We start from the raw sequence: 14,771 nt of genomic DNA on the forward strand, positions 1-14,771 counted from the left end.
AGGCAAGCTGCGCCTTACCACTGATACACAGTAACAATTACAGAGTCCGGCCCACCATGCCCCCATTTGCACCCTCGTTCCACCGTTCCGCGCTCTCGCTGGCCCTGGCCAGCCTGCTGACCCCTGCCCTGGCCATGGCCGAGGACGCTCCGGTCGCTGCCGATGGGCAGACCCCGCCCAATTCGGACACCCGCCACGATGCCAGCCCCTCCAGTGGGCGCCATATCAAGGATCTGGACAAGGTGGTGGTCACCGCCAGCCCGTTGCGCGATGCGGCCGGTGAATTGAGCCGCCCGGTGGAAGTGCTGGCCGGCGAGCGCCTGGACGAGGTGCGCAGTTCCAGCCTGGGCGAAACCGTGGCCAGCCTGCCGGGCGTGCAGAGCTCCAACTTCGGGCCCGGCGTGGGCCGTCCGATCATCCGCGGCCTGGACGGCCCGCGCGTTGCAGTGCTGCGCGACGGCCTGTCCACCCAGGACGTGTCCACCGTCAGCCAGGACCATTCCCCGGCGATCGAGCCGTTCCTGGCCAACCAAATCGAAGTGCTGAAGGGTCCGTCCACCCTGTTGTACGGCTCCGGCGCCATCGGCGGCGTGGTCAACGTGGTCGATGGGCGCATCGCCGAGACTCCCGTGGACGGCTTCAGCGGGCGCGCCGAAGCGCGCTTCGACGGCGGCGACAAGGACGGCAACACCGACATGTTCCGCGTCGATGCCGGTAATGGCAGCGGCCTGTCGATCCATGCCGATGGTGTGTATCGCAACCAGAACGACTACGACACGCCGAAGGGCCGCCAGCTCAACAGCTGGATCGATTCCAAGGTGGGCTCGATCGGTGCATCGCTGTCCGGCGACTGGGGTTTTGTCGGCCTGTCGGCATCGCGTTTCCGCGACAACTACGGCAACCCGGGCGAACCGGGCGACCCGTCCATCGGCGAGCGCGGCGTGTCGCTGAAACTGCAGCAGGACCGCTACGACCTCAAGGGCGGGCTGACCGATCCGTGGGGCGACGGCAGCGCACTGCGCTACAGCTTCGGCCATACCGATTACGCGCATACCGAATTCGAAGGCGCCGAAGTCGGCACCGTGTTCACCAAGCGGGCCAACGAAGGCCGCGTGGAAGCCTCGTTCACGTTTGGCAGCGGCTGGCAGACCGCATTCGGCCTGCAGGGCAGCGACAGCACCTTCCAGGCGATCGGCGAAGAATCCTTCGTGCCCAAGACCGATACCCGCTCGCTCGGCGCCTTCGCCGTCGCACGCAACAGTTGGGAGCGCGTCACCGCCGAAGTCGGCGCGCGCGTGGACAAGGTCAAGTACCAGACCGATATCGGCGTGGACCGCGATTTCACGCCGACCAGCTTCTCGGCCAGCGGCGGTTTCCGCTTCAACGAGCAGTGGCGCCTGACCGCCAACCTGGACCACGCCGAACGCGCGCCGGCCGAGGAAGAACTGTTCGCCAACGGCCCGCACATCGCCACCCTGGCCTTCGAGATCGGCGGCGCCGATCTGAAGACCGAGAAGGCCAACCAGGCCGAGCTGGGATTGAATTTCCAGAACACATGGGTGGATGCCAAGGTGGCGGCGTACTACAACCGCTACAACGACTTCATCTACATCGTCGACACCGGCGGCCAGTGGTTCAACGAAGAAGACAACGACTTCCTGCCGATTCGCCAGTGGACGCAGGCCGACGCGATCTTCCACGGTTTCGAAGGCGAGGCCACCTTCCACCTGGCCAACAACCAGAACGGTGCGTGGGACCTGCGCGTGTTCGGCGATACCGTACGTGCGCGCCTGAACGATGGCGGCAACCTGCCGCGGATCGCGCCGGGCCGCTTCGGTGCGCAGCTGCGCTGGGATGCGCAGCAGTGGCGCGCATCGGTCGGTGCCACACGCACCATGAAGCAGGACAAGGTGGCAGTGAACGAAACGCCGACCGACGGCTACACCTTCGTCGATGCACACCTGGCGTATCACGTGGACCATGGCAGCACGGCGTGGGAAGTGTTCCTGGACGGCAATAACCTCACCAACCAGGACGCACGCGTGCACACCTCCTTCCTCAAGGACGATGTGATGCTTCCTGGCCGCAGCGCCTCGTTCGGCGTGCGCCTGTTCTTCTGACAGCAGACTCTCTCCCCTGCTGACTGGAAGGAAGGCCGCCTTCGGGCGGCCTTTTTTATGGGCGTTGCCGACCGGTCGGCGCATACGGCAGCGCGCTGCACCGGGGCTGCAGTCGCGTTCGCCATCGTGCGGAGCTGCATGGCGCACAGGACGGGGGCACCGTCGCGCTGCAAGCAAGTACCGCCGTGTTCCCAACAGAAAACGCTGCCGCATGCTGCTGCGTCGCACAACAGGCTGCGGCGCATCTGGGGTTAAAACTTCATTAGCACTGCGCTGACAGGGGGCGCACGCGACGCAATAGCGCGGGCGCGCGCGTGCACTGGCTGCCGATGCCTGCACACCGCCGCATGGCTCGGCAGCGTTCTCGCACCTACACAAGGAGCCTTGCGCATGCGTTTTTCATCGCCCCGCTACACCCTCTCGCTCGCCGTCGCTGCCGCGCTGTTGGCACCCGATGGCCGCACGCAAACCGCCACGCCCGCAGCAGCCAATCAAGAGGCCACGACGCTGGATGCGGTCATCGTCAGCGGCACCGCGCGCTTCAAGGGCCTGGCCAAGCGCGATGCCAGCTTTTCGATCACCACGGCCAGCCCGGAACAGATTCAGCAGGCGGTGCCGCAAAGCACCGCCGACCTGCTCAAGATCGTGCCCGGCGTGTGGGCAGAGCCCAGCGGTGGCGGCACCGGTGCCAACATCTTCGTGCGCGGCATGCCATCGGAAGGCGATGCGCCGTTCGTGACCATGCAACTGGATGGCTCACCGCTGTTTCCACCGCCGACCTTGTCGTTCCTGGAGAATTCCACGCTGTTCCGTGTCGATGACACTGTCGAACGCATGGAAGTGCTGCGCGGCGGCTCCAGTCCGATCTTCTCCAACGGCCAGTCCGGCCTGACCGTCAATTTCATCCAGAAAAAAGGCCAGGACGAACCCGAAGGCAGCGTGCGCCTGACCGGCGGCAACAACGCCTTGCGCCGCATCGATGTGTTCAACAGCGGGCCGATGGGCAATGGTTGGTACTACAGCGTGGGCGGCTTTTTTCGCAAAACCGACGGCGTGCGCGACCCGCAGTTCTCCGCCGACAAGGGCGGCCAGTTCAGCGCCACGTTGAGCAAGCGCTGGGACAGCGGCGAGCTGTCGTTCTACGCACGCCACACCGACGATAACAACGCGTTCTACACCGCGATTCCGTTGCTCTCGCGCAACAACGGCAACGATCTTTCCAGTTTCCCCGGCTTGAACGCGCAGACCGGCACCCTGCTCGGCCGCGACTTCCGCAATGTGGAGCTGTTGGTCGGGCCCGATGGCCAGACGTTGCGGCGCGATCTGGCCGACGGGCGCGGCGTCAACATCGACGTGTTCGGCGGCGAATGGAACTGGGAAAGCGGCGGCTGGACCGTTGCCGACCGCTTCAACGTGATCAGCGGCAGCGCGCCGACCTACGCGCTCTTTACCGGCGATGCGCCACAGCGCCTGGGCGATTTCATTGCCGGTTACGGCAGCGGCGGCAGCGCCAGCTACACCAATGGCGGGGGTACGGTGGATCCGAACCAGCAGGTGCTCGAAGCCGGTTGGTGGTCGGTGGACAAGCGCCTGAATTCCTTTACCAACGACCTGCGTCTGAGCCGCGAGCTGTTTGCCGGCAATACGCTCACCGTGGGCGCGTACTACGCCAAGTATTCGTCTGCCGATACCTGGTACCTGGGCAACACCATGCTGCTCACCGCGCAAAACAACGCACGCCGCATCGATGTAACGTTGGACGATGGCCGCCAGGCCACGCGCCAGGGGTTCACCAGTACCGCGTTCTTGAACCTGCGCGCCAAGTACGACGGCGAAAACATCGCCGCCTTCGTGGCCGACGAATGGGAGCTGAGCGAACGCCTGCGCCTGGACCTGGGCGCACGCTACGAGCGCCAGAGCGTCACCGGCGATGTGCACGACACCACGACCGTGGATCTGGATGGCAACCCGGCCACGTTGTACGACAACGCCACCTCGCTGGCATTGGCGACCACCCGGCGCATCGATCAGGACGATGAAGCGTTCTCGTGGACAGCTGGCCTGAACTTCACGCTGGACCAGAACAACAGCCTGTTTGCGCGGGTCAACTCCGGGGTGAAGTTTCCCGGCTTCGACAACCTGCGCGATGGGCAGAACCGCGTGCAGGATGTGGATCAATACGAGCTGGGTTTGAAGTCCGGCACAAGCGTCTACGACCTGTATCTCACCGCGTTCTACAACACCTTCAAGAACTCGCCGTTCCAGGCATTCCTGGCCAATGGCGAGAACTTCACCGCTGTGGGCGATTCGCGCGCACGTGGCCTGGAAGTGGAGGGTGCGATCCGGCCGTTCGGCGGGTTCGAGCTGGCTGGCACCGGGGTATGGCTGGATGCGAAATATCGCAACTATCGCGAGTTCACCGGCAACCGGGTGATGCGCCAACCCAAGCGCCAGTTCCGCATCACGCCCAGCTATTACTGGATGCTGCCGTTCGGCGACCTCAAGGTGTTTGCCACCTATTCGTACATCGGCGAGCGCTTTGCAGACCTGGCCAACAGCCAGCGCCTGCCCGCGTACGACATGCTGGACATCGGCGCCAACCTGCATGTGGGCGAACATTGGGAAGTGACGGCCAGCGGCAGCAACGTCACCGACACGCTGGGCCTGACCGAAGGCAACGTGCGCGTGCCTGGCGCAGCCACCGGTGGTGTCTTCATGGGCCGCCCCATCGCCGGGCGGCAGTACCAACTCTCGGTGGCGTACCGCTGGTAGTCCGCCGCCACACCTGAGCCGCGCAGCAGCGGAGACTGCTGCGCGGGACCTCGCTAGCGCATGCCTCGATGCGCAGTCTCGCGACGCTGGCATGCCCGGACCAAAACCGGCGTTGCCAGGCGTTGCGGCACCCATGCGTTTTCCCACGCGCGACGGCCGCTGCAACCCGGTGATGACGGGGCGGAGGCGAACAGCTCGCATGCGAAGCACAACGACGCATCGTGATCGCTTATTTCGATCGAAATGACCGCCCCCGCCAAGTTTTTCTGCAAATTTCGTCGGCAGAACTTCGCATGCAACGCATCACCCGACACGCCCGTCGTAAATTGCGCGATGTGTCACGAATATCTCGCCGTGTGCATGCCTTGCAGGCAATGCTGTCCCCCTTTGTAATCCAGGCGTTGTTGGTGCAGACGCATCGACAACATCGGCTGCGTCGACACGCACAGGGGAGCCGACGCAGGACCTGACAGCAGCTTTGCATCGGCGCAAATGCGCTTTTGTGACTCAACTGGGATAAACGCACATGGCGCTTGTCGCTGCTTCTTTGCATCGATGTCGCACCCCGGGCATCGACACGTGGCATCTGACTGCCTGCGGTGCAACTCCGCTTGCAGGTTACGTTGGCTGAGGGGCTTTCCGGACCCGGCTGGCATCTGCCGGTTCCTTCACTCGCATTCCTCCTTCCGGCTCCACCAACACCGGCTTCACAGGCGCGAGCTTTCGTGGAGTGGAGCAGTTGCAAGGGCCGATCGCGCGGTTGGCCTGACGGAGGACTGTGTCACTTCGACGGCGCCCACCCTTTGACTGGAATCAGACGGAATGAACTCTTTTCGCAGGCGACCTCTCGCGCTGTTGATCGTTGCCCTCCTCGCCGGCAGCACACCACTGTCGGTACTTGCTGCCGCGCAGGCAGCGGCTGCCACCACCCCGGCCACTACCAGCGCCACGGCCAAGGCCAATGGCAACGACCCGTTGCTGCGGTACCAGTGGCATCTCTCCAATCAGGGGCAGGCCGTGATCGGCGACAGCCGTCCGGTCGCCGGCGTGGACATGGATGTCGACATCCTGCATGCCCTGGGCATTCGCGGACGCGGCGTGCGGGTCGGCGTAATAGACACTGGGCTCGAATTGGGCCATGAAGATCTGGCAGACAACATCCTGCCGAACGGGTCGCACAATTTCGGCGACGGCTCGCACGACACCACGCCGATCGACCCGCGCAACGGTCACGGCACGTCCGTCGCCGGCATCATCGGTGCGGTGGGTTGGAATGGCCGCGGCGGACGCGGCGTGGCGCCAGAAGTGCAACTGGCAGGATTCGACTTTCTTGCACGCGATTCTTCGAATACTGGTGCCAGCGTCCGGTATGCATGGGGCGATGGTCCGGAGGCGCGCAATATCGATGTCTTCAACAACAGCTGGGGGGCGGCTGCCCCGTTCTATTTGGATTTTCCTCTGGAAGACCAGCGCACCTGGCAAGCATTGATGGGGTCGACACGTGGAGGCCTTGGCGGCATTTATGTCAAATCTGCAGGCAATAGCTTCCAGCGGTTCCTTGCGCCCGACGAGAACGGAAACCCCGTCAATATCTGCAGCGCACAATCGCGTGAATTGAAAGTCGGCTGCTCGCTGGCCAACATCGACCCGTTGGCAAATCTGCCCGGGACCATCGTCGTGGCCAGTCTGAATGCAAAGGGCACCCATGCCTCGTATTCGTCCACAGGCTCTGCGTTGTGGGTCTCCGGCCTTGGTGGCGAGTTCGGCTTTCAACGCAAGTTCTATCCCAACGCAGCGTCGACCTTTGCCCCGGATCCGGCGCCTTATGCCTACGACCCGGCGATCGTCACCACCGATCTCAGCGGCTGCGCAGCGGGCGAGAACGTCGAAGCTCCCGACGTGGTCTACAACGCATTGGATGGCAGCAACTCGAAGATCGATGCGTCGTGCAACTACAACGCGATCATGAATGGCACCTCGGCTGCAGCGCCCACCGTGTCTGGCGTGGCTGCGTTGATCCTCAGTGCCAATACGAGCCTGAGCGCACGCGACGTCAAATATATTCTTGCGACCACCGCGCGCCAGATCGATCCGTACCAGCCGCGGGTGGTCTACCAGGGCAGCGTGATCGATCCGGGTTGGATCACCAACGCAGCCGGGCACCGTTTCAGCAACTGGTACGGTTTCGGCCTGGCCGATGCCGCGGCCGCGGTCTACAAGGCGCGCTATTTCACGCCGCTGCCGCCCATGCGCGACACCCAGTGGGTCAGCTCCACCGACGTGGCCAGCCAGATCGGTGGCCCGGCGCGACCGGGCAAGCTGCGCATCCGGGTGCAGCAGGCAATGAAGGTGGAAGCGGTGCAGCTGTCGCTGCAGTCGGCGCACAAGACGCCGTCCAACCTGCGTGTGGTGCTGGTGTCGCCGAGCGGGACGCGCAGCGTGGTCGCCACGCCGTTTTCCGTCCTGGATCCGGCTGCTTATGCGCAGACGGGGTTCTACATCGACCTGACCTCCAGCAATGCGTTCCTGGACGAAAAATCGCGCGGCATCTGGACTCTGGAAGTCACCGACATGAGCGACCCCAGGAGCACTGTCGCACTCAACGCTTTCAAACTTCGCATCGTGGGGCACTGATATGAAACCGATCATTCTTGCTTGCGTGTTGACGCTGTCCATGGCCGCAACCGGTGCTGCCCAGGCAGTGCAATACATGGACGCCAATGCCCTGCGTGCGGCAGCGACCGGCGTGCGTTTCACCTCCGGAGCGGACACGTTCCGCATGCTGCCGGGCACGGTGGTGAGCGAGCACATGCCGCCACGGAACGCAGCATCAGCGCAGCGATCGGCAGCCAAAGCCGGCAGTACAGGTGCAGTGGCCCCCAACGACAAGGTCGCCGCGCGTATCGGGCCGTATGCGGTGGTACTGGATGCGCCTGCAGGTGCTGCGCGCAGTCTCGCCACCAACACCGAACGCCCCATCGCCGCTGCGGTCAATGAGCGCAACGGTCGTGTCGTGCTGGTCAACCCGCAGGTGAAACTCACCGGCACGACGCCGGCCACGGCGACATCGCTGGCGGCCAGCACCGGCGGGACCATTGCGTACACCTCGACGGTAGACGGCAGCGCAGTGATCACCTATGCATCGGTGGAAAGCGCCCAGCGTGCACTACCCGGCCTGCAGCGCAGCAGCGTTGTCGCGCAGGCGGCGCTGGTGGTCATGCAGGCGGTCATGCAACCGATGTAAATACACCGGCCGCAGGCTGACCCCTGCGGCCGTTCCACGGCGGGCAGCAGGCCGGCCGGTCTGGCCGACACCTGCATCTGCGTACACCACCATGACCGATACCATGCCATGACAACCTCTCTCCCGCGGCGATTGCCGCTGTCTTGCGCCTGCCTGCTGGCGCTGGGCCCCTTCTCGCTGACAGCCGCTGCTGCAGCAAACGGGGTCGATGCGCCGACCAGGACGACGCAGAACACAAACCAAACCAGCGACCCGTTGTTCCGCTACCAATGGCATCTGCTCAATCAAGGCCAGCCGGTGTTCGGCGACCAACGTCCACGGCCAGGAGTCGATCTGGATGTGGACATCCTGCATACGCTCGGCATCCGTGGCGCTGGAGTCAAGGTGGCGGTCATCGATGGCGGGCTTGAGATTGCGCACGAGGATCTGGTCGACAACATCGTTGCCGGCGGCTCGCACAACTTCTTGAATGGTTCCAACGATCCGACGCCGCCTGCGGATGAAATCGACAATGACCACGGCACCGCGGTCGCCGGCATCATCGCCGCACGTGGATGGAATGGCCTGGGTGGACGTGGCGTCGCGCCGGAGGCGAATGTGGCTGGCTTCAACGCAATTTCCGAGAATGACGGCAGCAAGCAATACGTCGACATCCGCTACTCCTGGGGCGATGGCCCGGAAGCCCGTGCGATGGACGTGTTCAACAACAGCTTCGGCATCTCGACAGCGGTCTATCCATTCAGCGATCTCGACGAGCAGCGCTCCCTGGAAAAAATGATGCGTGCCCAGCGTGGCGGCAAGGGCGGCATCTACGTCAAGGCAGCTGGCAACGATTTCAATACGCTGCTCGATGTGGATGCACAGGGCACGCTGATCGATCGCTGCAGCGACCAGACCCGGCAGCTCGGTGTCGCCTGCAGCAGCGCCAATATCGACAACCTCAACAGCCTGACCACCATGATTGTGGTCGGTGCAGTCAATGCCAACGGCGTACGCGCGAGCTACTCATCGCCCGGATCGGCATTGTGGGTGTCCGGGCTGTCCGGCGAATTTGGCTTCCAGCGTCGCTTCGATCCGCACCCTGAGACGTTCAGCCCGCTCTATACACTGCTCGCTGCGCAGGGTCCGCAGCCATTCTTCTCACCGGCGATCGTCACCACCGATCTGAGCGGTTGCGCGGCAGGCAATAATCGCGACCGCACGCGCGCGCCGCAGAACGCGCTGGATACCAGCCACTCGAAAATCGATGCCTCGTGCAACTACAGCGCACGCATGAATGGCACCTCTGCCTCCGCGCCGACAGTTGCAGGCGTCGCGGCGCTGATGCTGAGCGCCAACCCGCAGCTGACACTGCGCGATGTCAAATACATCCTGGCAACGACGGCGGTACAGGTCGATCCTCATCAAGCCAAGGCGTTCTACAAGGACGCCGTGATCGAGCCCGCCTGGATCACCAACGCGGCCGGCCACCATTTCAGCAATTGGTATGGCTTCGGCTTGGTGGATGCAGCCGCGGCGGTGGAGCGTGCGGTGCATTTCACTCCGCTGCCTGCAATGCAAGACACCGAGTGGACCGTCTATGACGGAAAAAGCAGCACCATCGGCGGTATCAGCTCGCCAGCGCGATTGGCGATCGACATCAAGCAGTCCTTCAAGGTGGAAGGCGTCCAGCTGTACTTCGCAGGGACGCACAAGAATCCTCGTCAGTTGCGCGCCGTGCTGGTCTCGCCCAGCGGCACCCGCAGCACCGTGATGACGCCGTTTTCCACGCTCGATCCGGGCGATGGCTTCGTGGTCTTCCTGACCTCCAGCAATGCGTTCCTGGACGAAGCGTCAGCCGGTCGCTGGACATTGGAGGTGGACGACATGCTCGCCGACAACGGCAAGCAACAACTGCAGGAATTCGAAATGCGCGTGGTGGGCCACTGACATGAAAACTTCTCTGATCGCACTGTTGTGCGTCGTTGCCGCCAGCATGTCTGCACCTGCCTCGGCACAGGTGTTCGATCGCGCCCGCCTGCGTGCTGCCGCAACCGGACAAACCGTTGTGGTGGACCGCGCCAGTTTCCGGCTGATGCCAGCAGCGGTGGTACAGCTGGCCGAGGCCACGCGCGGCACTGCGTCCACGCAATCGCCAAGAAGCACGCAAACCAGCACGAAGGCACCGGTTGCCCGCGTCGATCGCTACGCGATCTACCTCGACACCAGCGGCGCCGCGGACGCGGTTGCGCGCACCACGCGCAGCGCAGCATCGGCGAGCGTCGTTGCCGCGCTGGAAACGCGTAGCGGCCAGCCGGCATTGCTCGGTGCTTCGATCAAATTGTTCGATACCACGCCAGCCATCGCCCGCGCACTGGCTGCGCGTACGGGCGGCAGGCTGATCTATGCCTCCGCTACCGACGGCAGCGCGATGATCGGCTACGCCTCGGCGATGACGGCATTGGACAATTGCCGCCAGCTGCAAGGCAGCAACGGCGTGGGAGCGATCAAGCCGGAAGTGATCGTTCCGGCGGCACGGCCATTGTGATGCAACTGCACTAGCACCGCGGCAATCATGCGCGCCACGCTGCATTGGGTTGCCGCGTGGCGCGTTTGGCGCAGCCCGCCCTACAGCGGCAGCGGGCTGCGCTCTGCGAACTGCCCGCGCCAATAGGGGTAGTACGGGTACGGCGGCTCCACTGCGCTGGCCTGATCCAGGCGGGCACGCTGGTCGTGAGTCAACGACCAACCCACCGCACCGAGGTTTTCGCGCAGTTGCGCTTCGTTGCGTGCGCCAATCAGCACTGTGCTCACGGTCGGCCGCTGCAGCAGCCAGTTGATGGCGATCTGCGGCACGCTGCGGCCGGTCTCTGCGGCAACGGCATCGAGTGCATCGACGATGTCGAACAAGCGCGCATCGTCGATCGCCGGGCCGGCCGCGGCGGTGGCATGCAGACGGCTGTGGTGCGGCAATGGCTGGCCACGCCGCAGCTTGCCGGTCAGCCGCCCCCAACCGAGCGGGCTCCACACCACCGCCCCGATGCCTTGGTCGATACCCAGCGGCATCAGCTCCCACTCGTAGTCGCGCCCGGCCAGCGAGTAATACGTCTGGTTGGCGACGAAGCGGCTCCAGCCGTGCGCATCGGCGACCGCCTGCGACTTCATCAACTGCCACCCGGAATAATTGGACGCGCCCAGATAGCGCACCTTGCCCGCGCGCACCAGGTCATCCAGCGTGGACAGGGTTTCTTCCATCGGCGTCATGGCATCGAACGCGTGCAGCTGCAGCAGATCGATGTAGTCGGTGCGCAAGCGTCGCAACGATGCCTACACCGCACGCAGCAAACGGAAGCGCGACGCGCCGGCATCGTTGGGGCCATCGCCCAGGCGCAGGCCGGTCTTGGTCGAAACAATCACCTGATCGCGGCGGCCTTGCAGCGCCTGGCCAAGGATGTCTTCGGACGCACCATCGGAATACACATCGGCGGTATCGAACAGGTTGAGCCCTGCTTCCAAACACACCTCGACCATGCGCCGCGCCTGCGCCACATCGGTGTCGCCCCATGCAGAAAACAGCGGCCCCTTGCCGCCGAACGTGCCGGCACCCAGGCCAAGCACGGGCACCTTGAAACCGGAACGGCCGAGTAGACGGGTTTCCATCGAAGAAGTCCTTGCAACGTTGAATGGGAGATGCGCTGCGTTATCGTCGGCCGCTAGCGCCTGTGGAGTGTTGATGGCGAAACCAGCGTTTATGCACATCGAGAGCCGCCTGACGCGCACTGCGCCACGTGGCCAATGACCAGCGGGCAATCAACTCACCCCATCTGCGTACAGGCCAATGGCGCAGCCGCGCGGCGGCGTTGCAACTGCACGCTCCACAGCGCGATACCCAGCCCGATGGCACTCAACAGCGCGGCCACCCAAGGCGTTGCGACCAGGCCCGCCTGGGTGGCGATCACCACACCACCCAGCCATGCGCCCAGCGCATTGCCCAGGTTGAAGGCGGCGATATTGAGGCTGGAGGCCAGGTTCTGGCCGGCGCCGCGTGCGTGTTCCAGCACGCGCAACTGCAGTGGCGCCACGGTGGCGAAAGCAGCCACACCCAGTAGCCCGACCAAGGTCACCATGGCGGCCTTGCTGTGCAGGACACATCCCAGTGCGCCCAGCACGACTACCAGGGCCGCCAGGCTGCCCAGCAGGGCCGCGGTGGGACGACGGTCCGCCAGCCGCCCACCGAGCAGATTGCCGACGATCATGCCCATGCCGAACACCAGCAGCACCGGCGACACCGCCGATTGCGCAAAGCCGGTGACCTGCAGCAGCAGCGGCTGGATGTAGGTGAACACTGCGAACACGCCGGCGTAGCCCACCACCGTGATCGCCAGCGCCAGCAGCACCTGCCCCCGCTGCAACACCGCCACTTCCTGCCGCCACGACACCGGCGTGGCAGCACCTGCCGCGGCCGGCACCCACACCGCGACCGCGGCAGTGGCCAGCACGCCGATCGCAGCCACCGCCCAGAAGGTCGCACGCCAACCCAGTTGCAGACCCAGCCAGGCACCGGCCGGCACGCCGAGCAAGGTGGCCACGGTCAGTCCGGCGAACATCAGCGAGATGGCCGACGCACGGCGTTCGGCCGGCACCAGCGAGGTCGCCACCACGGCGCCGACGCCGAAGAACGTGCCGTGGGCCAGCGACGTCAGCACCCGCGCGACCATCAGGCTGGTGTAGTCCGGCGCCAGCGCGCACGCCACGTTGCCGACCGTGAAGATCAGCATCAACCCGACCAGCACCGCCTTGCGCGGCAGGCGTGCGCTGGCCAGGGTCAGCACCGGCGCACCGACGAACACACCCAGCGCGTAACCGCTGATCAACAGGCCCGCCGCGCTGAGCGAAACGCCCAGATCCGCGGCCACCTGCTGCAGCAGCCCCATGATCACGAATTCGGTCGTGCCAATGCCGAAGGCACCGATGGTCAGTGCCAGCAACGCCGGCGGAAAGCGCGACGAACGCGCAGAGGTGAGGTTGGACATGGGCATGGGCCAGGGAAGACTGCGCATAGCCTGCGCCCTACGTTTACCCGCGATGACCCCTGCTATGCTGATTCACTTTCAATCAATCATTGAGAATCGCAATGGACCGTCTTGGCGATATTGCCCTGTTCCTGCGCGTGCTCGACCTGGGCTCGATCACCGCGGGCGCGCGCAGCCTGGATCTGTCGGTGGCGGTGGCCAGCCAGCGTCTCAAGCGCCTGGAACGCGAGCTGGGCGTGCGCCTGCTGCACCGGACCACGCGCCGCCTGCATCCCACTGCCGAGGGGCAGCGGCTGGCCGAACGTGGCCGCGTACTGGTGGAAGATCTGGACGCGCTGGCCGAGGATCTGCGCGAAAGCGCGCACGATGTGGGCGGCGTGCTGCGCATGACCCTGTCCGCCTCGTTCGGGCGGCAATACGTGTCGCCGCTGCTGCCGGAATTCCAGGCCCGCCATCCGCGCCTGCGCATCAGCGCGCACCTCAGCGACGACCTGGTGGACCTGGTCAAACAGGGCTTCGATCTGGCGATCCGGATCGGCCCACTGGAGGACTCCGGGCTGGTGGCCCGGCGTATCGCCGACAACCGCCGTACCCTGGCGGCCTCGCCCGCCTACCTTCAGCGTCACGGCACACCGCGCACGCCGGACGAACTTGCGCAGCACGCCGGCGTGTTGCTGATGGGCCGTGACGGCCGCCAGGACGTGTGGACACTGCAAACGCCCGACGGCGGGCTGGTGCGCGTGCGCATGCAGAGCCGCTTCGAAAGCAACTTCGGCGAACTGGTGCGCGACGCCGTGGTCGCCGGCCAGGGCATCGCGGTGCATTCGTATTGGCACATCGCCGACGAATTGCGCAGCGGCCGCCTGGTCCAAGTCATGCCCGATTACCCGCCACCGGCCTCGCAGATCAGCGCAGTGATGCCGGCGCGGCGGTTGCAACCGCCGCGCGTGCGCGCGTTCGTGGATTTCCTGCAGGAGCGGCTAGGCGAGCAGCCGCCGTGGGAACTGGCGACATAGCGCCCGCTGCCGCGCGCATGGGACCGGCCGGCATCGGCGGTTGCCGTGCGGATGGCCCCGCAGCCAAACGCGCGTGCCTGTGCTGCACGCCGGGGGACGTCGAGGTCTGCGGCATGCCAGCCATCATTGGAAACGACGGCATCGATGAGTTGTACGCGGCGTCTCATGCGCGCCCACTGCGCGACTGGCTGGCAGCCCGAACGCGCAGCCTTCGGCCGCATGACGGGCTGGCCAGCTGTTACATCGGCTCTCGGCCTCACCGTGCACGACCACACGCTGAGGCCGGCTGCGTGCGCAACCGCCGAGGCAATCGCTGCCCCGGATCAACGCCCGCCGCGCAGCAGGCGTTTGTGCAGGCTACGCCGCTGCGCGGCGCTCAATAGATGTCCATGCGTCCGCAGCAGCCCCAGGATCTGCAGATGCGCCTGCGCGGTGCGCCGTGCCAATTCGGTGGCGGCAGCGGCTTGGAGCCGCTTCCACTCGGCGGGGCTGGTCGGCGTTGGAAAGCTGGAACGTTTTGCGGGCATGGCAGCAGGCGGATGCGAGAGACCTCGCCATGATACGGCCGGCCTGTGACCGCCCTATCAGGCCGACGCGCAGTTCACGC

At 65.1% G+C, this 14,771-nt stretch carries 9 protein-coding genes and 1 pseudogene; 7 read left to right on the top strand and 3 right to left on the bottom strand.

Annotation, left to right across the window (positions count from 1 at the left end; genetic code table 11):
* The first annotated feature begins 56 nt into the window (after positions 1-56).
* The 6 genes from J7360_RS08030 (at position 57) to J7360_RS08055 (ending at position 10,663) form a co-directional block, all read left to right on the top strand.
* Entirely contained in the window at positions 57-2,120 is a 2,064-nt protein-coding gene (locus tag J7360_RS08030) for a TonB-dependent receptor (protein ID WP_057659925.1), read from the top strand.
* A 390-nt stretch (positions 2,121-2,510) separates the two neighbouring features.
* Positions 2,511-4,892, top strand: a complete 2,382-nt coding sequence (locus tag J7360_RS08035) for a TonB-dependent receptor (RefSeq protein ID WP_209033624.1) — start codon at positions 2,511-2,513, stop codon at positions 4,890-4,892.
* A gap of 855 nt (positions 4,893-5,747) precedes the next feature.
* Positions 5,748-7,526 (top strand): S8 family peptidase, encoded by a 1,779-nt coding sequence (locus tag J7360_RS08040; protein WP_081027540.1) that lies wholly within the window; start codon positions 5,748-5,750, stop codon positions 7,524-7,526.
* Position 7,527: 1 nt separating this feature from the next.
* Complete coding sequence (locus J7360_RS08045; RefSeq protein WP_057659931.1) at positions 7,528-8,136, top strand: hypothetical protein; 609 nt, start codon at positions 7,528-7,530, stop codon at positions 8,134-8,136.
* 108 nt (positions 8,137-8,244) lie between these two features.
* A complete protein-coding gene (locus tag J7360_RS08050) occupies positions 8,245-10,065 on the top strand; it encodes a S8 family serine peptidase (protein WP_057659933.1) in 1,821 nt (606 codons plus the stop codon).
* A gap of 1 nt (position 10,066) precedes the next feature.
* A complete protein-coding gene (locus J7360_RS08055; RefSeq protein WP_057659936.1) occupies positions 10,067-10,663 on the top strand; it encodes a hypothetical protein in 597 nt (198 codons plus the stop codon).
* An 80-nt stretch (positions 10,664-10,743) separates the two neighbouring features.
* Here the strand turns inward: J7360_RS08055 and J7360_RS08060 are convergent.
* Together J7360_RS08060 and J7360_RS08065 are read right to left on the bottom strand one after the other, a co-directional pair.
* A pseudogene (locus tag J7360_RS08060) lies at positions 10,744-11,775 on the bottom strand (aldo/keto reductase).
* Between the two features lie 155 nt (positions 11,776-11,930).
* Positions 11,931-13,148: an MFS transporter gene (locus J7360_RS08065; RefSeq protein ID WP_209033626.1), complete on the bottom strand. Its 1,218-nt coding sequence runs from the start codon at positions 13,146-13,148 to the stop codon at positions 11,931-11,933.
* 101 nt (positions 13,149-13,249) lie between these two features.
* On the opposite strand from J7360_RS08065, the gene J7360_RS08070 reads away from it, so the two are divergent.
* On the top strand, positions 13,250-14,164 hold the full coding sequence (locus tag J7360_RS08070; RefSeq protein WP_057659941.1) for a LysR family transcriptional regulator: 915 nt from the start codon (positions 13,250-13,252) through the stop codon (positions 14,162-14,164).
* Positions 14,165-14,487: 323 nt separating this feature from the next.
* Here J7360_RS08070 and J7360_RS08075 read toward each other — a convergent pair whose 3' ends face one another.
* The gene (locus J7360_RS08075; protein ID WP_003488570.1) at positions 14,488-14,691 is read right to left on the bottom strand and encodes a hypothetical protein; all 204 of its coding nucleotides are present in this window, start codon (positions 14,689-14,691) and stop codon (positions 14,488-14,490) included.
* Positions 14,692-14,771: the final 80 nt, after the last annotated feature.

Origin of the sequence: Xanthomonas sp. D-99 (genome assembly GCF_017746145.1) — a bacterium.
Classification (GTDB): domain Bacteria; phylum Pseudomonadota; class Gammaproteobacteria; order Xanthomonadales; family Xanthomonadaceae; genus Xanthomonas; species Xanthomonas cissicola.

What these genes read in the sequence shown, in the direction of transcription:
- J7360_RS08030 (WP_057659925.1), top strand. Translation starts at nt 57, where the DNA reads ATGCCCCCATTTGCACCCTCGTTCCACCGTTCCGCGCTCTCGCTGGCC.
- J7360_RS08035 (WP_209033624.1), top strand. Translation starts at nt 2,511, where the DNA reads ATGCGTTTTTCATCGCCCCGCTACACCCTCTCGCTCGCCGTCGCTGCC.
- J7360_RS08045 (WP_057659931.1), top strand. Translation starts at nt 7,528, where the DNA reads ATGAAACCGATCATTCTTGCTTGCGTGTTGACGCTGTCCATGGCCGCA.
- J7360_RS08050 (WP_057659933.1), top strand. Translation starts at nt 8,245, where the DNA reads ATGACAACCTCTCTCCCGCGGCGATTGCCGCTGTCTTGCGCCTGCCTG.
- J7360_RS08055 (WP_057659936.1), top strand. Translation starts at nt 10,067, where the DNA reads ATGAAAACTTCTCTGATCGCACTGTTGTGCGTCGTTGCCGCCAGCATG.
- J7360_RS08065 (WP_209033626.1), bottom strand. Translation starts at nt 13,148, where the DNA reads ATGTCCAACCTCACCTCTGCGCGTTCGTCGCGCTTTCCGCCGGCGTTG.
- J7360_RS08070 (WP_057659941.1), top strand. Translation starts at nt 13,250, where the DNA reads ATGGACCGTCTTGGCGATATTGCCCTGTTCCTGCGCGTGCTCGACCTG.
- J7360_RS08075 (WP_003488570.1), bottom strand. Translation starts at nt 14,691, where the DNA reads ATGCCCGCAAAACGTTCCAGCTTTCCAACGCCGACCAGCCCCGCCGAG.